This window comes from bacterium (assembly GCA_021372615.1).
GTDB lineage: Bacteria > Armatimonadota > Zipacnadia > Zipacnadales > UBA11051 > JAJFUB01.
Genome location: JAJFUB010000150.1, coordinates 43,301 through 63,851, shown reverse-complemented (window position 1 = coordinate 63,851; position 20,551 = coordinate 43,301). Strand labels below are relative to the sequence as shown.

The following is a 20,551-nucleotide window of genomic DNA, read 5'->3' as shown; positions in this document are numbered from 1 at the left end:
CCGGAGCGACGCGAGCGACAGGGCTCAGACTGCGACGCAGTCTGCGGGGTGAGGACGCCGTTCGCCGTTCCCCTCTCCGGCGCGCAGCCGTACCGCGCGCGGGAGAGGGGTAGGGGTGAGGACGCCGTTGCCGTTCCGGCCGCACGACCTGCTGCCGCCCTCCGGCAGGTATCTCCCCGCGCCCCCGCGAACTGCTAGGCCTCATGCCATCCTCGGATGCCCCGCCTACCGCGCCGGCCGCTCCCCGGCCCTCGCTGCGCCTTGAACAGCTTGGCCTGCTCGGGGTCATTGTGCTGCTTGCCGTGCTGCTGTCCATGCTGGCCGGTAGCCACCAGGACCCCGAGACCGGGCGGACGGTCAACAACTTCCTGAACCCCAACACGCTGTTGCAGACCGCCACCGACGCCTCGTTCTTCGCCATCATGGCCGTCGGCGCCACCATGGTCATCATCTCCGGCGGGATTGACCTGTCGGTCGGGTCGGTCTTCGCGCTCGCGGGGGTCGGCATGGCCCTGGCGCTGCGGGCCTGGCAGTCGGACTCCGTGCTGCTCGGCCTGCTCATTTGCCTGGGCCTCGGGCTCGCCTGCGGGCTGGTCAATGGCCTGCTCATCGTCAACCTGCGCGTGCACCCCTTCATCATCACCCTGGGGGCCATGTGGGTCTTCCGGGGCCTGGCCTTCGTCAGCAGCCGGGCCGAGAGCATCCTCGTGCCCGATGCCCTCACGCGCTTCGCCAAGTGCTCGCTGGGGCTGCCGCCCACGCTGTCGCCGCTGCCGCTGCTGGCCATGGTGCTGGTGGCGGCCCTGGGCTCGGTTTTCCTCACCCACATGGTGACCGGCCGGTACATCTACGCCGTCGGCGGCAATGCCGACGCGGCGCGCTATGCGGGTTTGCGGACCGGGCGGGTGCTTACGGTCGTCTATGCCCTCGCGGGCCTGACCGCGGGCGTGGCGGCCTTCCTGGGCTGTTCGTACTACGGCTCGGCGTCCTGCGCCGACGCGACCGGCTACGAGCTGTATGTCATCGCCTCCGCGGTGGTCGGCGGGGCCAGTCTCGCCGGCGGCAAGGGCAGCGTCGTCAGCGCCATGCTCGGGGCCGTGCTCATCACGCTCATCCGTCAGTCCATCCGCACGCTGCACTTCGATCAGAACTACGAGTGGATCATCATCGGCTGCGCCATCATCGTCGCCGTCGTACTGGACCGCCTCGGCCACCAGATCAGCGAGCGGCGGCTGGCGATGGGCGTGGACCGTTGAGTCGTCAGGTGTCTCAGAACAGGGAGGTGCCGCAGATGCGCCCCATGATGCTCGTCCTGCTTGCTGCCGCAATGGCTGTACTGCTGGCCGGTTGTCCGCAGCCGCAGACGTCCACGTCTCAGCCGCCCGCCCCGCAGGGGCCGGCCCCAGCCCCTCCGGGGTCCGGCCAGAGCCTCAAGATCGCCATGATCGCCAAGAGTTCCACCAACCCGGTGTTCCTGTCCGCCCGCACCGGGGCCGAGGCAGCCGCCAGGGATCTGTCGGCCAAGCACGGGATCAACATCACGATTGACTGGCGCACGCCGCCGACTGAGGATGGGCAAGTGCAGGCCCAGCGCCTCACCCAGGCCGCCAACGAGGGCGCCAACGCCATCCTGATCTCCTGCTCGGACGCCGGCAAAGTGACCGGGGCCATCAATGATGTCGTCGCCCGCGGCGTGCCGGTCATGACCTTCGACAGCGATGCACCGCAGTCCAAGCGCTTCGCCTACTACGGCGTGGATGACCTCAAGACCGGCGGGCAGGTGCTGGAGGAACTCGCGAAGCTGATCGGCGGCAAGGGCAAGGTCGCCATCCTGGCCGGTAACCAGAACGCCCCGAACCTGCAAAAGCGCGTCCAGGGCGTGAAGGACGCTGCCACGAAGTACCCAGGGATCGAGATCATCGGCACGTTCTACCATCCGGAGACGCCGCAGGACGCCGCCGCCGAAGTCACCCGCGTGATGAACGCCTACCCCGGCATCCGCGGCTGGGCGATGATCGGCGGCTGGCCGCTGTTCACCAAGTCTCTGCTGACGACCCTCGACCCCCAGAAGGTGTCGGTCGTCTCGGTGGATGCCCTGCCGGCCGAGCTGCCCTACATCGAGAAGGGCATCACCCCCGTGCTACTGGCCCAGCCGACCTACAAGTGGGGCTACGTGTCGGTCGAGAAGATCGTGGCGAAGGTGCAGCTCAAGCAGGACGTTCCCGTCGTCAACACCATGGAACTGGTGCGCGTGACGAAGGACAACCTGGGCGAGTGGGCCCGACAGCTCAAGGAGTGGGGCTTCACCGACGTGCCGGAGCAGTACCTGCAGATGAAGTAGCCCATGGACCGCGGGCTTTACAGCCCGCGCGGGGACATTCGCGGGCTGGAAAGCCCGCGGTCCAACATGAACGCCATCGAGTTCCGTAACATCACCAAGCGCTTTCCCGGCAGTCTGGCGCTCGACGGCGTCAGCCTGTCGGTCGCGGCCGGCTCCTGCCACGGGCTCGTTGGGGAGAACGGCGCGGGCAAGAGCACGCTGGGCAAGATCCTGGCCGGCATCCACCAGGCCGACGGCGGCGAGATGTGTGTCTTCGGTCGCGGCGTCGCCTTCCGTAGCCCGGCCGAGGCCCTTGCCGCCGGCATCGCGCTCGTCCATCAGGAACTGTCCTTCTGCGAGAACATGACCGTGGCCGAGAACCTGCTGCTGGGGCGGCTGCCGCGGGTGGGGCCGTTCGTGTCGCAGCGACGCCTCGCCACCGAGGCCCGCCGCCTGCTGGCCGAGATCGCCCCGGAGGTCCCGGTGGGGCGACGGCTGGGCGAGCTGTCGGTCAGTCAGCAACAGCTCGTGCAGATCGCCGGGGCCATTGCCCGCGGCGCCCGCATCATCATCTTCGACGAGCCCACCAGCAGCCTGTCGGACCGCGAGGCCCAGCGCCTGCATGCGCTCGTGCGCGACCTGGTTAGCCGTGGTGTCACGTGCCTGTACATTTCGCACCGGCTGCCCGAGATCTTCAGCCTCTGTGATACAATCACGGTGCTGCGCGACGGCTGCGTGGTCCACACCGCTCCCCGCGCGGAGCTATCCGAAGACGAGGTCATCGGCCACATGATCGGCCGGAAGCTGGCCGAGTACTTCCCTAAGAGCGCATCCCAGGCGCCGGGGGAGGTGCTGCTGCAGGTCGAGGGGCTGGGGAGCGCGGGGCGGTTCAGCGAGGTCAGCCTGTCGGTGCGGGCCGGGGAGATTGTGGGGCTGGCCGGCCTCGTCGGCGCCGGGCGGACGGAGGTGGCGGAGGCCATCTTCGGCCTCGACACCCGCGCGCAGGGCACGGTGCGCCTGCGGGGCGCCGCCTTGCGGCCGCGGCCGCGCCGGATGATTGACCGGGGCGTCGGCCTCGTTCCCGAGGACCGCAAGCGCCATGGCCTCGTGCCGGCCATGTCCGTGAATGACAACCTGACGCTGCCGACGATGCCCCGGCTGGCCTCGGTCGGCTGGCTGCGCGGCCGTCGTCAGCGGGCCGTGACGGCACAGTACCTGCGCCAGCTCAGCATCCGCACCCGCGGGCCGGAGATGCTCATCTCGGCCCTGTCGGGCGGCAACCAGCAGAAGGTGATGTTGTCGCGCTGGCTGGCCGCCGACTGCCGCGTTCTGCTCCTCGATGAGCCGACGCGCGGCGTCGATGTGGGGGCGAAGGCAGATATCCACGCCCTCATTGATGATCTGGCCGCCCGTGGCATGGGCATCCTGCTGATCTCCAGCGAGCTGCCGGAGCTGCTGCACCTGTCCACGCGCCTGCTCGTGATGCGCGAGGGCCGCCTCGTGGCGGAACTGCCGCGCGGTGACCTGGAGCAGGAACGCGTGCTGCGGCTGATGACTGGGACCAACTGAGAGGAGGGAGGGGATGGGGGAGAGACGCTCAGGCTGTCGTCATGGCCCCGTCCCCGCACCCAACCCCTACCATGGCTGACTTTGTAGATGTGGCGACGATTGACGTGGAGTCCGGGCGCGGCGGCGATGGCATGGTGCACTTCCGCCGCGAGAAGTTCGTGCCCCGCGGCGGGCCGGGCGGCGGCGATGGCGGCCGGGGCGGCAGCGTCATCCTCCGCGTGGACCCGCACATGCGGACACTGCTGGACTTCACCTACACCTCGCGCTTCAAAGCCGAGGACGGGGCTCCCGGCGGCAGCTTCGGCAAGAGTGGGGGCGACGGCTCGGACCTCATCGTCCGCGTGCCGCCCGGCACGGCGGTCCACGACGAGGAGAGCGGGGAGCTGGTGGCCGACCTCGTCGGTCCGGGCTACGAACTCGTCGCCGCTGTCGGCGGCAAGGGCGGGCGCGGGAATGAGCGCTTCGCCACGGCCACGCGCCAGGCGCCGCACTTCGCCGAACGGGGCGAGCCCTCCCAGCAGCATCGCCTGCGCCTGGAGCTAAAGCTGCTGGCGGATGCGGGCATCATCGGCTTCCCCAGCGTGGGCAAGTCCACGCTGATCTCTCGCCTCTCCGCCGCGCGCCCGAAGATCGCGGCTTATCCCTTCACGACCCTCGTGCCGAACCTCGGCGTGGTGTCCCTGGATGAAGACCGCCAGTTCGTCGTGGCCGACATGCCCGGGCTGATCGAGAACGCTCACCAGGGCGTGGGCCTGGGGCACCAGTTCCTGCGCCACGTTGAGCGCACCCGCGTGCTGATCCATCTCCTCGATGCCGCCGCCCTGGAAGGGCGCGACCCGGTGCAAGACTTCGAGACGATCAACCGCGAGCTGGCGCTCTACAGCGCGGAGCTGGCAGCCCTGCCACAGCTCGTGGCGCTCAACAAGGTGGACTTGACCGAGGGCCGCGAGTACGCGGGGCTCTATCGCCAGGAGCTGCTGCAGCGGGGCGCGCGGTCTGTGCTGGCGATCTCGGCGGCGACAGGCGAGGGCCTACGGGAACTGCTGGAGGCGACGTGGGGGCTGCTGGAGCAGGCCGGGGGCCCGGCGGCCATCGGTCCGGCCGAGCCGGCTGAGCAGGTGGTCCTGCACATGCCCCCCGCGCCGGAGTACGAGTTGCGCGTGCAACGGTTGGAGGACGGTGTATTCGCCGTCAGTGGCACCGAGGTGGAGCGGATGATCGCCCGTGCCGACTTGGCGCACGGGGAGGGGCTCCAGCGCACTCAGCGCGTGTTGGAGAAGATGGGTGTGATCCAGCAGCTCGAGGACCTCGGAGCCCGGGATGGGGACACTGTCTTCATCGGGGATACCGAGTTGGAGTATCGGCCGGACTACGTATGAGATGCCCAGATTCATAACGACGTTATGCTATGGGGTTGGGGGCGGTTTGGAGTGCCAGCTGGCATGGGGGATAGGGGCTGTGTTCAGCGCGTAAGCAACAGCGGCGACTGATATACAGAACGTCATTATATATATGCGGTTGGCTGTGGGCGGTGCCGGATGATCGGGGTGTCAGGCCTCGGGAAACAAGCAGAGCCCTCAGAAGGGCTTCTGAAGGCTCTGAAGACAAAGGCGAGCGTGTTAGGATACTTGGCAGATACAGAAAGGCAACTCGATAGGGTAAGCAGGGCTCTCAGTCGGGACGCTCGCCGCTGTCCCTATTATACCCGAGAAAACTAAAATGTCATTACTATTTTGGGCTGAGGCCCGATTTTTTTCTCTTGACAATCGAACAAATGTTTGGTACATCTACTCCAGGCAATCGAAAGTAGGCCGCCCAAACCCGTGAACACCATGCCTAAGCCTGTGGATGAACCCATCACGATGTTGGAAGTGCCGCTGCGGAGCGGAGCGCGTTTTGTGTGGCGCGGCTGCGAGCACCATGTCAGCAGCCTGGGCGGCCGCTGGGCACGGCGGGGGCGCTGGTGGCTGGGCGAAAGCTACAAGCGCTACTTCCGCATCACCACCCTGGAACATATGGCCCTGGACCTCTGCTATGACGAACTCGCTCAGGCCTGGACCGTCGGTGCTCTGATGGACTAGGCCGCCGGCAGAGACCAGGACCCTCGCGAAGCGAAGAGAGTGAGCCACATGCATCTACATGATCTGAACCCCCATGTCCTCAACAGCCTGATCTGCCTCATCGGCATCGTGTTCTCTCTGGTGCTGATCATCTGGGGCATGATCTGTGACCGTCGGGAGAGCATCACGGAGGAGGAAACGGCGACACCCAGGCCGGAGGCCCGCGCCTGTCGTCCTTGCCCTGCCGCTCGCCGGATCCCAACTCCGGCCCCGCGCCTGAGCTACCGCGAGGTCGCTTAGGGCGCTGCCCACCTCCCCGCCACAGCTTCCTACGCTCCACTGACCGCCGCCACCATGCCCTTCACACATCTGCATGTGCATTCCAACTTCTCTCTGCTTGACGGCGCGGCGACAGTAGAGGAGTTGACCCGCAGCGCCGCCGCCTACGGCATGAAGGCCCTGGCGCTGACCGACCACAACGGTCTGTACGGGGCCGTGCGGTTCTGCCAGGCAGCCCGGCAGGCGGGGGTCAAGCCCATCATCGGCGTGGAGTTCACCCTCGAGCCCTGTGGGGGACAGGACCTGCCCTACGAACCCCATCTCGTGTTGCTGGCCGAAGACAACGAGGGCTACCGCAATCTGTGCCGCCTGGTCACCGCTGCGCGACTGGGCCAGGCGCAAAGCGCCGGTCCCTTCGCCCCGGCCTACGCCGCGGTAGACCGTGACCACCCCCGCCTCACCCAGGAGCACCTGCGCCAGAACGCCTCCCATCTGATCGCCCTGTCGGGCTGCGAGCGTGGCGAGATCGGCCAACTGCTCGAACGCGGCCAGGCCACCGCCGCCGCACAGGTGGCCAACACCTACCGCGGGCTCTTTGGTCCGGGCAACTTCTTCATCGAGCTGCAGCACCTGCTGCTGCCGCCGCCGCGGCATCGGCTGCGCTATGCCCTCGCGGATCTGGCCGGCCGTCTGGGCCTGCCGCTGGTGGCGACGAACAATGTGCACTATGTCGGGCTCGACCAGGCGCCCCTGCAGGACGTGCTGACGTGCCTGCGCCACAACATCACCGTGGATGAGGCCCATCCGGATCGCAAGGTGAACTGGGAGTACCGGCTCAAGTCGCCGGCGGAGATGGGGGAGCTGTTCGCCGATCTGCCCGAGGCGTTGCGCCACACCGAGGCCATCGCCGAACGGTGTGGCTGGGAGCTGGATCTGGAGCACCTGCACCTCCCGGCGTTCGACCTGCAGGCCGTGCCCGCCGACGGCACGGGGATCTTTCCGCCGCCCGCCCCCGATGAAGACAGCCGCCGCTACCTGCGCCGCCTGTGCTATACCGGCGCCAAGTGGCGCTATGGGGAGATCACTCCCGAGGTGGGGCAGAGGCTGGAGCACGAGCTGAGTGTCATCGAGGCCAAGGGCCTCTGTGACTACTTCCTGATCGTGTGGGACATCGTGCGCTTCGCCCGCAGTCGCGGCATCCCCGCCACCGGTCGCGGCTCCGCCGGCGATTCCTTGCTCAGCTATCTTCTCGACATCACCCAGGCCGACCCGTTGGCCCATGAGCTGCTTTTCGAGCGTTTCATCAACCCCGACCGCCAGGGCATGCCGGACATTGATGTGGACTTCTGCGCGCGGCGCCGGGATGAAGTGACCGCCTATGTCTACGAGCGCTATGGCGCCGCGCACGTCGCGGCTGTCTGCACGCTCAACACCTTCCGCGCCCGGGCGGCGATCCGCGACCTGGGCAAGACCCTCGGCCTGCCCGAGGCGGAGTTGGGGCCCCTGGCCACGGCCTTTCCCTACATTCGCGCCTCACAGATCGAGGAGGCGGCCCTGCGGCTCCCCGAGGTGCGCGACGCCCCCTTCGATTTCCGCGACAAAGGCCTGCTCCTGGAGCTATGCCACCAGGTCAGCGGCTACCCGCGCCATCTGAGCGTCCACGTCGGCGGGCTGGTCATCGGCGCGGAGCCGCTCACGCATCTCATGCCCCTGGAGCTGGCCAACAAGGGCATCGTCATCAGCGCCTTCGATAAGGATGACATCGAAGCACTCGGCCTGCTGAAGATGGACATCCTGGGCCTGCGCATCCACACCGCCATCGCGGATTGCCTGGCGCAGGTCGAGCGGCGCACGGGCCACCGCCTGGACGTGGAGGACCTGCCGCTGGATGACGCAGCGACCTATCGCCTCCTGCGCTCGACGAAGACCATTGGCCTCTTCCAGGTCGAAAGCCCCGGCCAGCGCAACCTGTTGGGGCGGACGCAGCCCCATGAGTTCGAGGAGATCATCGCCAACATCTCGCTGTTCCGCCCCGGCCCGGTGCAGTCGGACATGATCCGCCCGTACATCGCGCGCAAGCATGGCCTGGAGCCGATCACCTATCTGCACCCGGCGCTGGAGCCGGTACTCAGGACCAGCTACGGGGTCATCATCTACCAGGAGCATGTGCTGCAGATCGCGCAGGCCGTGGCGGGCTTCACCCTGGGCCAGGGCGACTTGCTGCGCCGGGCCATGACCTCGGACCGCTCGCACCGGGAGATGGAGAAGCTGCGGGAGCAGTTCGTCCGGGGCGCCATCGCTCAGGGTGTGGATCGCTTCATCGCCGACCGCATCTTCGACGACATCGCCGGCTTTGCGGCCTATGGCTTCAACAAAGCCCACGCGGCCTGCTTCGGCCGCCTTACCTACCAGACGGCTTACCTGAAGGCCCACTACCCCGCCGAGTTCCTGGCCGGCATCCTGTCGGCCGAGCCGATGGGCTTCTACCCGCCGCGTACCGTCGCCGAGGAAGCCAAGCGCCTGGGGATTGCGATGCTGCCACCGTGCGTGAACCGGAGTGAGGCGGTATTCACGGTGGAGGAGGGCACGGCGAACATCGTCCCACCCCCCGGCCCCCTCCCCACGGGGGAGGGGGGGGACGGCAGCGGCCCGTCCCGGAGGGACGGTTCTGGCAGGCGGGGGCTTCAGCCCCCGACGCCTCACGGCACCGGCACCGGCCCCGCTATCCGCACCGGCTTGCGGCTCATCTACGGCATGAGCGAGGTCGCCATGGACTCCATCTTGCAGGCCCGTGCCGAGGGGGGGCCTTTCTCCTCGCTGCGCGACTTCTGCCGGCGTACCCGCGTGCCGCGACCCCTGGTCGAAACGCTCATCCTGTCCCGAGCCTTTGCCTTCACAGGGCTCTCGCCGGCGGAACTGATGTGGATGCTGGCGGCGCTGCCGGCAGGTTGCGTCACCGACCGTGGCGGGCGCCGCGCCCCCCAGGAACTGGATTGGGCCGCCGCCTCCTTCGCGGGGGAAGGCGAGAGCCTTGCCGAGGCCCTGCCGGCACTGGACGCGGAGACAGAGTTCGGGCGCGTCGGCCTGGACCTACGACTGCTGGGGCTCAGCACGACCAGTCATCCCTTCAAGTTCTGGCGCAGTGCGGTCAAGCGGCTGGGCGTGGTGCGCAGCGCCGATCTGTATCGCCACCGGGACGGGGAGCGGGTGCGCATCGCCGGGATTGTGGTGGCCCGTGCCCGGCCGCCGACCAAGAGCGGGCGCACCGCCATCTTCGTCTGCCTGGAGGATGAGACGGGGCTGGTGGATGCGGCTATCTTCGAGGACTGCTACCAGAAGTACGGGCGGGCGGTGGTTGCCTCGCCGGTGCTGATGATCGAGGGCAAGCTCAGCCGCCTGGGCAAACTCGACCTGTCCGTGATCGCCGACCGCGTCGAGGCCCTGCCGACCTGGGATGAGCTCAAGGCCCCCATCAACGAGGGCGATCAGCGCGACGCGGCCTTCATCTTCCGCAGCAAGAACTGGGGCGCCTAGAGACAACGGTCACGCCGCGGACAGCGAGAGTGGCCATGCCCGAGGCAGCCTGATGTCGGACCCGCGACCCAACTCGCGCTTGACGACTGGAAGCGTCGGCGTATACTTTTGTGATGGGACCGGCGCCGTGGCGCTGCGGCGGTGGGCTCATTCCATAGGCAGGAGGATGGTAGACATGTTGGCTCTCTCGCGACTGCTGCTGATCCTTGCCGCTCTGACCGGCGTCTGCGCCCTGATCGCCCGCTTCATCCAACCCGCCCTGTTGCTCACGATCTTGCCCGCCACCTGGCTGGAGGTCACCGGCGTCCTGCTGATGTTCTCCATCGCGGCGGGTGTCCTGGGCATCGCCGACGAACTCGGCAAGAAGGCCTCCTGACCCCCGTCCCATCGCAGACCCAAGCAAAGAGGGACGGCTTCCGGTGAAGCCGTCCCTCCAGTGACGTCAGCGGCGTGTCAACGACACCCGCGGTCTACTGCTCCTTGGCCAGCGGCACCTCCACCACATCACGCAGAACCTGTCCGTCGTCCCCGGCCTGCTCGATGGTCAGCACCACGAACTTCCGCTTGGCGTCCAGCGCTCGACGGATCGCGGCGTTGTACTGCTCCACGGTCATGACCTTGGCGCCATCCACCTGGGCGATGATACTCCCTGGCTCCAGGCGGTCCTGCAACTCCCCGCCCACACTCTCAATGACGACGCCCTGATTGCGCGGCAGGTTCTGCTCGCGCGCCATCTGGGGCGTGATGTTGCGCACCTGGATAGGCGGGCCGACCGTGGGCTGCGCGGCTGTGGCTCCCTCATCGCCGCCGTCGAGTCCCGAGTAGCGGGCCGGCATCTCGCCCAGCTCTACTGTGAGTTGCTGGTGCTTGCGGTCACGCACGATCTCCATGCTGACCTTGGTGCCGGGCGGCGTGTTCTGGATGGCCGCCTGCAACTCGGCGTTGTTGGTCACCTTCTGGCCGTTCACGGCCACCACGACATCATTGCCCTGCAGCGCCTTGGCGGCCGGCGCATCCTCGTACACCATGGTGACCAGCGCGCCCCCTTCGGGCACGCCGAAGTGCTGCTTGAGGTTGTCACTCATGCTCTTGGCGCTCTCCCGGCTGAGCTGCACGCCGAGCCAGCCACGGGCCACCTTGCCCTTCTGGATAAGCTGCGGCACGACCGTCTTCGCCACATTCGAGGGGATGGCGAAACCGATGCCGATGTTGACCGGCACGGTGGTCGCGCCGGGTGAGGCGATGGCGACATTGATGCCGATGACCTCACCGCTCAGGTTGATCAGCGGGCCGCCGCTGTTGCCGGGGTTGATCGAGGCATCGGTCTGGATCAGGTCGCCCAGCTGGAAGTACTGGCTCTCCGCGCTGATGGTGCGGTTGCGCGCCGAGATGACCCCGACCGTGACTGTCTGCTGCAGTTGGAAGGGGCTGCCCACGGCCATGACCCACGAGGCGATGCGGGCCTTGCTCGAGTCGCCCAGGGCCAGGGTCGGCAGCTTCCGTCCGGCGTCAATCTTGATGACGGCGAGTTCCGAACGCGGGTCTATCCCGACGATCTTGGCCGGGTAGTCCTTCGTGTCGCCGTCGTTGTCGTGCAGTTGTACGGTCACCTTCGTCGCGCCGCGCACTACGTGGGCGTTCGTGACGATGTACCCGTCCGGGCTGTAGATCCAGCCGGAGCCGGCTGCGGGCCGCGAGCGCTCCTGGCCGCCGCCCATCCCGTCGGGCATCTGCCCGCGGAATCCCGGCATGTCCTTGAACATCTCCTCGAGGCGTCGCCGCATCTCCTCCTGTCGGGGATCAGTGCGCGTCGCCAGGTCGCTGTTGATGTAGACGACCGCCGGCAGCACGCGCTGGGCGACATCCTCAAACTGCGGCGCCGCCTGCGTCTGCGCCGCGGCAGGGGTCAGTACGGGCGCGGTCCGGTCTGTCTGTGCCAAGACGAGGGCCGTTAGCACAGCCCCCACCAGTACACTCAACAGGATTAGCGCCAGATGACTATGCCGGTGTCCGGCATGTTCACGAGGGTCCATACACTCTTTCCTCCTTCAACCTACTCTACCCACGTCTGCGTTAGCTACCCACCCCGGGACGCATACGCCTGCTGCTGTGGGCCTTCTGTGGCTGGTCGCCACTTACGAAGCGGCTCCTGCAAGTGCGGAGGCAGGAGCCACGGGTACGCGTAGTTGGGCGCTAGGCCAGTACGCGGTCGAGGCGCTGGGTCAGCTCCGCCTCCGGCACCGCCCCGACGACCGTGTCCGCCTGCTGACCGCCCTTGAAGATGATGAGGGTGGGGATGCTGCGGATGCCGAGCTTGCCGGCGATGTCCCCGGCCTCATCCACGTTGACCTTGCACACCTTGACGCGGCCTTCGTACTTGGCGGCGACGGCGTCCACGACCGGAGCCATCATGCGGCACGGGCCGCACCACGGCGCCCAGAAATCCACCAGGACCGGCGTCTCGGACTTCAGCACTTCACCGTCGAACTCGGCACTTGTTAGCTCTTTGGCCTGCGACATCAGCTTTCTCCTCCATATGAGCCCCACGAACGGAGGCTGGGGTCCACTCCGAGCGCGACCGAGTCGGCGGAGCGGCGGCTTGACTATCTCGCGGCGTCAACCCAACACGGGGTTCAGCCACTCGCGCATCTCGGCGAGGGTCTTGGCCCCCGTCATGCGCTGCACTTCCTGTCCGTCTTTGAAGACGATCACGGTCGGCACGCCTCGGATGGCATACTGTTTGGCGGCGTCCATGTTCTCCCGCGCCTCGATCGCCACCAGGTTGGCCCGCCCCTGGTACTCCTCGGACAGGTCGCCGAAGGTCGGCCCAAACCGCGCACACGCCGGGCACCCCACCATCCAGAACTCGACCACGCAGGGCTCGGGCTTGGTCAACTCCGCGCCGAGGTCCGCACCACTGATCCGCCTTGCTTCCGGCATCTTGCTTCCTCCGGCTCGTATGGTGTTCACAGCGCACAGGATGGTCGCGCCAAGCCCCGCCCCGATCACATCGGCCAGCCAGTCTCCGGCACTGGGGCACCGCTGGCAGAACTGCTGGTGCCACTCATCGAACAGGCCGAACCCGGCGGCCAGGCCCGTGGACATCAACAAGAGTAACAAGCGGCCCCGGTCGGGATGTTCCCGCAGCAGCGCTCTGGCCAGCAACGCGCCGAGCACGCCGTACATCAGGAGGTGGACCAGCTTGTCGCTGCCGGGCGGTCCCGGTGGGAGGGCTGGCATCGGGATGGAGGTCCCGATCAGGATCACGCCGGCCCACACGCCGGCCGGGAGCCACGGCCTATCCGCCAGCCGCTTCATTCGCCCGCCGCCACCCGGTTGTCCACGATGATGACGCTGCGCGAGGCGCCCAGATTCCGTCCGGCCGCATCGCACACCTCAACCGTCACCTCATGGCGCCCGTCCGCGTAGCCCAGCGTGTCCAGGAGGTACTCGTGCGGGGCCGCCGTCGTCAGGGACCGGAGCTTGCCGTCCACCGAGAAGCCGATGGTGCCTCCGGGCGGCAGCCCCGTGACGTCCGCCACGACCGGCAACTGCCCGCGCGCGACCTGCTCCGGACGCGGCGAGGACAGGGTCACGGTCGTGGGCACAGTCGTGGTCGGCTCCGGGGCCTGGGCCACCGGCTCCTCCGGCTGCGGTGTCGCCTGGCCCTCGGGCTGGTAGTAGCGGTGCAGCGCATAGTTGGCCACGACGAGCGTGCCCAGCACGTGGAAGCGCACGCGCCTGGCCAAGGGCCGGCCGGACCCGCACTTGGCCTCAAACAGGTATGAGGGTATGCCTGCCCCCAGGCCGAAGTACCGATGGCAGAGGTTCAGGCTCTCGTTCGCGCCGTCGTAGTACACGCTCAGCGGCAGCCCGCACTGGCTCATCCAACTGGCCAAGCGCGCACTCGTCGCCGCGCAGTCGGTCGTCAGGTCGGCACTCAGCGTCCCGTCGCGGCCGATGGTCTGGATGAAGTTGTCGCGGAACGAGGGCTTGCCCGATCCGGCCGGCAACTCGTGCATGTCTATGAGTGCATGGGGCTGGTGCTTGCGCACGGCGGCCTTGATGGCGCTGATCTCCGGCTCGCCGCTGCCGCCCCAGTGGCGGTTCAAGTCGGCCCCCCCGGCATTGGCGCGCCGCCCGGCGCACATCCCGTCCGGGTTGGCGACGGGCACCATGAGGAGCGAGAACTGCCGCAGGAGCGCCTGCTCCTCTTCGCCCTGGGCCTGTGCGAAGTGCCGCGCCAGCGCGAGACAGGCCACCGTACCGGAAGCCTCCGTGCCGTGCTGGCGGGCGACGATGAAGAGGCGGACAGTCTCCGCGAGAGGGACAGCGGGGTCATGGACGATGAGTAGGGGGATGGGCCGCCCCTGACGGGAGGCCCCCAGGTTGCTGAGCGTCACGCGGGGGCTGGACTGCAGTTCGCGCAGGCTGTGCAGCACGCCGTCGAAGCTGGGGCTGGACGTGCCACACGCGCAGATGTCGGACACGATGTCGGCGGAGGCGAAGGTGCCGGCGACCAGAAGCAGGAGGCAGGCCAGGACGACGGGCCCACCCCCGCCCCTGCGGGGCGACCCCTCCCCACAGGGGAGGGGTGAACGGCAACGGCCGTCACCACGCCATGCCCCTCCCCTGCGGGGAGGGCAAAGAGGCGAACGCCAACGGCCGTCACCACGCCATGCCCCTCCCCCGTGGGGAGGGGTCGCTGCGCAGCAGCGGGGGTGGGTGCCGTTCGTCTTCATCCTTCTGCCTTCACACTTCATGCTTCCCGAGCAACTCCTCCGCGCCGTCCAGGTCCGACAGCCTCCCCACATCCATCCAGTATGCCTCTCTGTCGAGGTAGCCACGCACGTCCTCGCCCGCGGCGACCATGGCGGGGATCACGTCATGCCCGAAGTCCTTGCCGGGCCCGACGTAGTCCCACACGCGCGGGCTGTAGATGTTCACCGCCGCGTGGCAGGGCTTGTCCAGCGGCGGCTTCTCAACGAACTGTATGACACGGCCGTCGGCGCCGAGTTCCGCCACGCCGGTATGGATCTCGACATTGGTCACAAGCCCGAGCGTGGCCGCTGCGCCCGTCTGCAGGTGCTGCTCGGCCATGGCGGCGGTGTTCAGCCCGGTGATGATGTCACCATAGTGTACCAGAAAGGACTCGTCGTCGGCCAGATACTCGCGCAGGGCGGCGACCTCACCGGCGGTCTGCGAAGGCTCCGGGCGCAGGACATACTGCATGTTCACGCCCAGGCGGCTGCCGTCGCCGAAGTAGCCCTGCAGTTGCTCGGGGAACATCGTGACGGCCACGAGCAGGTCGGTGAAGCCCTGCTTGCGCAGGCGCTCGATGACGTGCTCGAGCAGCGGCTTGCCGCGCAGGGGGATCATGCCTTTGTTCAGGTAGGTGGTGAGCGGCCTCATGCGCGTGGCATGGCCGGCCAGCAGGATGACAGTCTTCATGGGGCTCCTAGGGTCTGTACATGTGCCGTCCAGGTGACATCGTCGACGCCGACGGCTTCCCCGGGCTACAGCGTCAGCCGCATCTCGTAGTAGTCCAGGCCGTCCGAGCCCTGCCACATCCCGGTGCGGGTGAAGCCGAAGCTCTCATACAGGCGCTGGGCGCGCTCGTTGCTCTGCACGACCGTCAGCTCGAACTCGGTCCGGCCCGCCTCCCGCCCCCAGGCGAGGATCCGGCCCATCAGCTCCCGGCCATAGCCCCGGCCGTGGTAGGCCTCCGCGAGCCCGATGCCGAACGAAGGCGCCGGGCGGTCCAGGGCTTGCAGGAACGACCAGCCCACGATCCGCCCGCGATCCTCCAGCACCAGGTCGTAGCGCTCCCCGTCCGCGCTCTGCCGGCACAGGCCGGAGCACTGCTGCAGGCTCATGTTCCAGCCCGCCGGGCGGAACAGGCGCCGCGTCTGGGGTGCCAAAGAGTTGAAGAACCGCTGCAGCGCCGGCCCGTCGTCCGCCCGCAGCTCGCGAATGGTCGGCGCGTGGTCGCGGCAGGCACCATCCGGGACATCCGGCCCCCCGCGGTCGTCGAAGACATCTTGCAGCATCTCCAGCGCCTGCTCCACCATCGCCTCGCCCGTGCCCGGGGCCACGCAGCAGTGCCAGCCGACCCACGTCTGGTACCCGCCGTCCTCGTACGCCTTCAGGTCGGGGATGTAGCCGATTTCCTCATTGCCCAGGCCGACGAGGATGGTGTGGCGGAAGGGCGAGCGCCGGCGCAGGTCCAGGCCCAGCCGGGCGTACATCTCGCCGGGGATGCCGACGAGGGCGACCTCGCCCAGGCGGATGACCGTCAGGAGTGTGGTCCGTTGCTCGCCCTGGCGGGAGATCATCTCGGCCCGCATCGAGGCGAACATGCGATCATTGGCCTCCGCGTGGTCGCCGAAGTAGCGCTCGGAGTAGCGGCGCACGTCGGCCGCCGCCTGGGCCTCGTCGAACGCGCGCAGGCGATACTCGAAGGGCCGCTGTAGCACCTGCACCGGCCCGAACAGGCACGGACGGGCGCTCTGGAGGCCCTCCTCGACAGCGGCTACGAGCCGGACCACGAGTTCCGCGGGCTCCAGGCCCCCGCCGTTGTAGGTGTTGTTGTGGCTCGAGCCGAAGGCGCCCGGCAGGAACAGGGCCGTCGTGCCGTGTCGCTGCTCGATCTCCCCGCGCGCCAGGCCGGAGAAGGCCGGGGAGAACACGTCCCAGTTGGTCGCGCCGATGTTGTGCACCGAGTGGTTGAGCAGTACGCCGGCCTCGGAGCCGTCGGGCCGTCGGAACACGAGCACGGGCACGTTCACATCATGCGGACCCGTCGGCCGCACCGCGTCCTCGGCCTCGTAGTTGTACCAGCCGATCTGGCCGTCCTTGAGCAGCAGGCGGCTGTTGCGGCCGATGGTCGCCTCCTGGCTCAGACCCAGCAGCAGTTCCACCTGCGTCTCGTCCGGCGGCCGCGTGGTGTCATCGAGGATGGCGCAGGCCTGCTGCACGGCCTGCACAGCCCCCTCCTCCATGCGGCGCTTGTACTCGGGGTTGGGCGTGGCGCCGAAGGAGTCGTGGGTCGTCGGCCCGCTGTGGGTATGGGTGGCGCAGAGCAGCACGTTCTCGGCCGGGATCGAGGTTGTCTCGGCGATGCGGCGCGCCGCCGCCCGGATCATGGACGTCGGGGGCACCAGCGCGTCTATGGAGATGAAGCACAGGCGGGTCTCGGCTTCGACGACGAGAGCGGTCGCGCGGAACTCGCCCTCGTGCCCCTTGGCGAAGACCGGCTCAGTGCCGGGGAAAGCCTCGTCGGTCAGTTGCACGGCGCTGGCGGCGGCTCGCAGGATGGACATGGCCTGTCTCCCGTGTTGTCAGATGGTGCGCGTCCCCCACCGGGCCGCCCCGGCGGTCGAGCCGGTCAGCAGAAGGGGGGAGAGGCCGGTGCGCCGGCGGTACTCGCGCGTGATGTCGCGCAGCAGCGGGCGGGCCTCGTTGCGGATCAGCACGGCCACGGTGCCGCCCGAGCCACCGCCGGTGATCTTCGCCCCCAGCAGCCCGGCCTCGGCGCCGCGTTCGCGCACGAGGCGGACCAGCAGGTCGGTCTCGTCCGCTCCCAGCCCGCAGGCCGAGTAGCTGGCATGTGACTCGAGCATCAGCTTCCCCGCCGCCCGCATCGCGCCTTCATCGCCACGGCCGAGCAACTGCACAAAGCGCCGGACGCGGGCGTTCTCCAGCACCGGGTGGCGCGAGGCCTGCCGCACCGGGTACGCCATGTCTGGCTGCACGGCCGTGACGGCATCGCGCGTGCGGCCATAGCGCGCGAGGAACTCGCGCCCCACCATCTCCACCGGTAGCTCCGCCTCGATCGCGGCGAACTCCGCTGCAGTGGCGCGGCACCAGAAGCCCCCGTAGTCGCCTGCCGGGAGCAGGTCTTCCATGATCCGGTAGCCCATGAAGGCCGCGCAGCGGACGCGGCCATAGGCCGTTCCGCCCACCGAGTGCTTCACTGCCGAGTTGATCCCGACGAACTGGTAGCCCTCCGGCACCCGGTGCAGGCCCTCGACCTCGCACGGCTGGCAGCACAGCGCCAGCAGGCGGTTGGTCTGTCCGAGCGCCGAGGTGACCTGATCCATGATCCCGCACGGCGCACCCACAACCCGGTTCTCGACCATCTGGCAGAGCTGCGCCAGGCGCAGTGGCTCCAGGGCCACACCGTACGCCGCCGTGACGGCGACCATCGCAGCCACCTCGATGGCCGCCGATGAGGCCACGCCCGCGCCGATGGGGATGTCGCTGAGGAGCAGCAGGTTCAGCCCATGCGGCCACTGCGCTACCACGCCCTCGCGCTGCAGGACGTGCAGCGTCCCCAGCACATAGCCGGCCCAGCGCGCCGCCCCGCCGAACAGCTTCCGCACCTGCGGGTAGCTCTTGGGCCGGCCGCGGGTCAGCAGATCGTCCAGGCTGATCTCGACCGGCTGCGCTTCGGTCACGCCGACGCTCATGGCCCGCAGCTTGCCGTCGCGGCGTGGCTGGACGGCCGCATAGGCCGCCCGCGCCAGCGTCCCCTCGAGCACCAGCGAGCCCGAATAGTCCGCGATGCCCCCCATCACATCCAGCCGCGCCGGGGCGCGCGCGACGTGGATGGGCGCGCGGGGTGACAGGAACCGCCCGCGCTCCGCGGCGATGATCTCTTCAGCCTGGCGCCAGGACAGGGACATAGGGCATGGCCCACGCAAAGGGCGGGCCGGGGAGCCCGCCGGAGTGTACGCCGTTGCGGTCCGCTCAGTTCATCCCCGAGATGAGCCACTCGTCGCCGACCTTGACCAGGTCGAGGCCCGTCACCTGGCCGTTCAGCACCGCGTGCGCCTTGTCGCCGCTCGTCTCCACCGTCTCGATCTTGATGTCACCGGCGAAGTGTGAGGACCACTGCTCCAGCGAGCTGGCCTTCTGGTCGGCCCACTTGGACTCCTTGACGATGAGCTTGCGCTGGCTGGTGCTGAAGGTGTCCCAGTCCGCGTTGCCGGCCCGCCCCTGGGCGTCGTAGTCCCACAGCAGGGCCGCGTCCTGCCACTTGCTGGCCTTCATCAGGGCGAGGTAGGCGCGGGTGGTGCTCTCGGGCGTCTTGGTCACCTTCCCGGCGCAGCCGGCCAGCAGCGCCAGCAACAGCATCGCCACGATCACGGGGATGAGGCGTCGCATGGGCACGTCACTCCTTGCGCGCGACATAGTAGGCCCGGTCGCTCCACGGCGTCACCGGCGTGAAGCGATAGGCGTCATACGACTTGTGGCGGCGGAACCCGGCCGCCTCGAGCGCCCCCACGATCTCCCGGTTGGTGTAGGCGCGCTGGTAGTGCGTCTCGCGGAACTCGCGCACCTCCCCATCGGCATGGTAGCCGAACCACATCTCCACCCGGCAGATGCGCGTCCACGGGTCCCAGTTGGCCTGCCAGTCGTAGTGCAGCGGGTCCGGGCCAGTCCTGCTCGCCTGGGTGAACATTGCCGTGGACAGGGCGCGGATCGTGTTCATGTCAAAGACGAACAGCCCGTCGCTGCGCAGCACCCGATGGGCCTCCGCCATGGCCTGGCGGAAGTCGTCCGGCTCCAGGATGTAGTTGAGGCTGTCATAGAGGCAGACGACGAGGTCGAAGGTATCATCGGCGAGGGCCAGGCAACGGGCGTCAGTGGCTACGGCGGCCAGCGGCGGGGCCTGGCGGCTGCACTCCCGCGCCATCGGCTCAGACAGGTCCGCCCCGACGACGTCATAGCCCCGGCGCAGCAGCTCGCTCCCCACCCGTCCCGTGCCACAGGCCAGGTCCAGCACCGTGTTCGGGTGGGCCTTCCAGCGCCGCAGGATCGCCTCGACATAGTCCACCCAGCCCGCATACGGCACCGTCCGCATCAGGTGGTCATAGTACTGTGCTACTGCGTCGAACTCGCCCTGTCCGGGGCGGGTGAGGTCGGCCGGGTCGGGCAACTACTCCGCCCCCTCGCCGATCTGCGCCAGCAGCTCCCGCAGCCGCTCCACGCAGTTCCGGCTCCCCGCGATCTTCGGCTGGAAGTGTGTCTCCAGCACCAGCAGCCCCTGGTAGCCATCGGCCTGCAGCGCCTGCAACTGGCCCAGCCAGTCCACGTCGCCGTCCCCGGGCACGATCGCGTGGTTCGTGCCGGGCCGGTAGTCCTTCACATGGGTATGCAGGTGCACGGGCTTGAGGGCCTCGTAGCCCACCCGGAAGTCCTGCCCGGTGGCATGGCAGTGGTTGCCGGGGTCCCAGTTGGCCTTCAGGTTCGGGTGGCCGATCTCCCCGACCAGCTTCGCCAGGGCCGGGCCGCTGCCGCCGTAGCAGATCGGTTCGTTCTCCAGGGCCAGCACCAGCCCGCGCTGCGCGGCGTTCTCGGCCGCCTGGCGCAGGTCGTCCACGATGCGCGCCGGCCAGTTCTCCCACTGGGCATAGTCGCCGCAGATCGGCGGGAAGAGCACCACGATCCCGGCTCCGAGCGCCTCGGCCAGGTCGTAGCACTGCTGCTGGAAGTCCCCGCAGTGCGCTGCATAGGCCGGATCGTCGAGCTTGATCTTGAAGAGCCCGGGCGACACGGAGGGGAAGTCCAGCCCGAAGCCGTCGGCGACCTGCCGCACCCGCTTCATGTCCCCCTCGCTCATCCCACTCGGCGCGCGGGTGGTCATCCACAGCCGGAACTCCAGGTGCTTCAGGCCCCAATCGGCCGCCAACTCGCAAGCGGCGACGGGGTCCACCGAGATCTCATCAGACAGAATGGAAATGCGCATTGCCACATCCCTGACCGTGTAGTTCGCGCGGCCTGC

The 20,551-nt window shown here is 68.4% G+C and carries 18 protein-coding genes; 8 read left to right on the top strand and 10 right to left on the bottom strand.

Features of this window, described 5'->3' with window-relative positions:
- Window positions 1-203 precede the first annotated feature (203 nt).
- The 8 genes from LLH23_21795 (at window position 204) to LLH23_21760 (ending at window position 10,138) form a co-directional block, all read left to right on the top strand.
- Entirely contained in the window at window positions 204-1,256 is a 1,053-nt protein-coding gene (locus LLH23_21795) for an ABC transporter permease (protein MCE5241105.1), read from the top strand.
- A gap of 35 nt (window positions 1,257-1,291) precedes the next feature.
- Entirely contained in the window at window positions 1,292-2,341 is a 1,050-nt protein-coding gene (locus LLH23_21790; GenBank protein MCE5241104.1) for a substrate-binding domain-containing protein, read from the top strand.
- A gap of 3 nt (window positions 2,342-2,344) precedes the next feature.
- Window positions 2,345-3,889, top strand: coding sequence for a sugar ABC transporter ATP-binding protein (locus LLH23_21785; protein ID MCE5241103.1), 1,545 nt, complete (start codon window positions 2,345-2,347; stop codon window positions 3,887-3,889).
- Window positions 3,890-3,960: 71 nt separating this feature from the next.
- On the top strand, window positions 3,961-5,268 hold the full coding sequence (gene obgE / locus LLH23_21780; GenBank protein MCE5241102.1) for a GTPase ObgE: 1,308 nt from the start codon (window positions 3,961-3,963) through the stop codon (window positions 5,266-5,268).
- 453 nt (window positions 5,269-5,721) lie between these two features.
- On the top strand, window positions 5,722-5,970 hold the full coding sequence (locus tag LLH23_21775) for a hypothetical protein (protein ID MCE5241101.1): 249 nt from the start codon (window positions 5,722-5,724) through the stop codon (window positions 5,968-5,970).
- A gap of 48 nt (window positions 5,971-6,018) precedes the next feature.
- Entirely contained in the window at window positions 6,019-6,249 is a 231-nt protein-coding gene (locus LLH23_21770) for a hypothetical protein (protein ID MCE5241100.1), read from the top strand.
- A gap of 54 nt (window positions 6,250-6,303) precedes the next feature.
- Complete coding sequence (locus tag LLH23_21765) at window positions 6,304-9,762, top strand: DNA polymerase III subunit alpha (protein MCE5241099.1); 3,459 nt, start codon at window positions 6,304-6,306, stop codon at window positions 9,760-9,762.
- A gap of 175 nt (window positions 9,763-9,937) precedes the next feature.
- Complete coding sequence (locus LLH23_21760) at window positions 9,938-10,138, top strand: hypothetical protein (GenBank protein ID MCE5241098.1); 201 nt, start codon at window positions 9,938-9,940, stop codon at window positions 10,136-10,138.
- Between the two features lie 94 nt (window positions 10,139-10,232).
- On the opposite strand, the gene LLH23_21755 is transcribed toward LLH23_21760, so the two are convergent.
- From LLH23_21755 to LLH23_21710, 10 genes are all read right to left on the bottom strand, one after another.
- Complete coding sequence (locus LLH23_21755; GenBank protein MCE5241097.1) at window positions 10,233-11,795, bottom strand: trypsin-like peptidase domain-containing protein; 1,563 nt, start codon at window positions 11,793-11,795, stop codon at window positions 10,233-10,235.
- 160 nt (window positions 11,796-11,955) lie between these two features.
- On the bottom strand, window positions 11,956-12,282 hold the full coding sequence (trxA, locus tag LLH23_21750) for a thioredoxin (protein ID MCE5241096.1): 327 nt from the start codon (window positions 12,280-12,282) through the stop codon (window positions 11,956-11,958).
- Between the two features lie 96 nt (window positions 12,283-12,378).
- Entirely contained in the window at window positions 12,379-13,080 is a 702-nt protein-coding gene (locus LLH23_21745) for a VanZ family protein (protein MCE5241095.1), read from the bottom strand.
- On the bottom strand, window positions 13,077-14,252 hold the full coding sequence (locus LLH23_21740) for a succinylglutamate desuccinylase/aspartoacylase family protein (protein ID MCE5241094.1): 1,176 nt from the start codon (window positions 14,250-14,252) through the stop codon (window positions 13,077-13,079). Before LLH23_21740 ends, LLH23_21745 begins: the two co-directional genes overlap by 4 nt.
- A gap of 262 nt (window positions 14,253-14,514) precedes the next feature.
- Complete coding sequence (locus LLH23_21735; GenBank protein MCE5241093.1) at window positions 14,515-15,213, bottom strand: nucleotidyltransferase family protein; 699 nt, start codon at window positions 15,211-15,213, stop codon at window positions 14,515-14,517.
- Window positions 15,214-15,278: 65 nt separating this feature from the next.
- Window positions 15,279-17,084: a GNAT family N-acetyltransferase gene (locus LLH23_21730; GenBank protein ID MCE5241092.1), complete on the bottom strand. Its 1,806-nt coding sequence runs from the start codon at window positions 17,082-17,084 to the stop codon at window positions 15,279-15,281.
- Between the two features lie 18 nt (window positions 17,085-17,102).
- Window positions 17,103-18,449: a GHMP kinase gene (locus LLH23_21725; protein MCE5241091.1), complete on the bottom strand. Its 1,347-nt coding sequence runs from the start codon at window positions 18,447-18,449 to the stop codon at window positions 17,103-17,105.
- Window positions 18,450-18,513: 64 nt separating this feature from the next.
- The gene (locus LLH23_21720; protein MCE5241090.1) at window positions 18,514-18,930 is read right to left on the bottom strand and encodes a hypothetical protein; all 417 of its coding nucleotides are present in this window, start codon (window positions 18,928-18,930) and stop codon (window positions 18,514-18,516) included.
- 7 nt (window positions 18,931-18,937) lie between these two features.
- Entirely contained in the window at window positions 18,938-19,705 is a 768-nt protein-coding gene (locus tag LLH23_21715; GenBank protein MCE5241089.1) for a class I SAM-dependent methyltransferase, read from the bottom strand.
- Window positions 19,706-20,515, bottom strand: a complete 810-nt coding sequence (locus LLH23_21710; protein MCE5241088.1) for a sugar phosphate isomerase/epimerase — start codon at window positions 20,513-20,515, stop codon at window positions 19,706-19,708.
- Between the last annotated feature and the right edge of the window lie 36 nt (window positions 20,516-20,551).

What these genes read in the sequence shown, in the direction of transcription:
- LLH23_21795 (MCE5241105.1), top strand. Translation starts at nt 204, where the DNA reads ATGCCATCCTCGGATGCCCCGCCTACCGCGCCGGCCGCTCCCCGGCCC.
- LLH23_21790 (MCE5241104.1), top strand. Translation starts at nt 1,292, where the DNA reads ATGCGCCCCATGATGCTCGTCCTGCTTGCTGCCGCAATGGCTGTACTG.
- LLH23_21785 (MCE5241103.1), top strand. Translation starts at nt 2,345, where the DNA reads ATGGACCGCGGGCTTTACAGCCCGCGCGGGGACATTCGCGGGCTGGAA.
- obgE (MCE5241102.1), top strand. Translation starts at nt 3,961, where the DNA reads ATGGCTGACTTTGTAGATGTGGCGACGATTGACGTGGAGTCCGGGCGC.
- LLH23_21775 (MCE5241101.1), top strand. Translation starts at nt 5,722, where the DNA reads ATGCCTAAGCCTGTGGATGAACCCATCACGATGTTGGAAGTGCCGCTG.
- LLH23_21770 (MCE5241100.1), top strand. Translation starts at nt 6,019, where the DNA reads ATGCATCTACATGATCTGAACCCCCATGTCCTCAACAGCCTGATCTGC.
- LLH23_21765 (MCE5241099.1), top strand. Translation starts at nt 6,304, where the DNA reads ATGCCCTTCACACATCTGCATGTGCATTCCAACTTCTCTCTGCTTGAC.
- LLH23_21760 (MCE5241098.1), top strand. Translation starts at nt 9,938, where the DNA reads ATGTTGGCTCTCTCGCGACTGCTGCTGATCCTTGCCGCTCTGACCGGC.
- LLH23_21755 (MCE5241097.1), bottom strand. Translation starts at nt 11,795, where the DNA reads ATGGACCCTCGTGAACATGCCGGACACCGGCATAGTCATCTGGCGCTA.
- trxA (MCE5241096.1), bottom strand. Translation starts at nt 12,282, where the DNA reads ATGTCGCAGGCCAAAGAGCTAACAAGTGCCGAGTTCGACGGTGAAGTG.
- LLH23_21745 (MCE5241095.1), bottom strand. Translation starts at nt 13,080, where the DNA reads ATGAAGCGGCTGGCGGATAGGCCGTGGCTCCCGGCCGGCGTGTGGGCC.
- LLH23_21735 (MCE5241093.1), bottom strand. Translation starts at nt 15,213, where the DNA reads ATGAAGACTGTCATCCTGCTGGCCGGCCATGCCACGCGCATGAGGCCG.
- LLH23_21730 (MCE5241092.1), bottom strand. Translation starts at nt 17,084, where the DNA reads ATGTCCATCCTGCGAGCCGCCGCCAGCGCCGTGCAACTGACCGACGAG.
- LLH23_21725 (MCE5241091.1), bottom strand. Translation starts at nt 18,449, where the DNA reads ATGTCCCTGTCCTGGCGCCAGGCTGAAGAGATCATCGCCGCGGAGCGC.
- LLH23_21720 (MCE5241090.1), bottom strand. Translation starts at nt 18,930, where the DNA reads ATGCGACGCCTCATCCCCGTGATCGTGGCGATGCTGTTGCTGGCGCTG.
- LLH23_21710 (MCE5241088.1), bottom strand. Translation starts at nt 20,515, where the DNA reads ATGCGCATTTCCATTCTGTCTGATGAGATCTCGGTGGACCCCGTCGCC.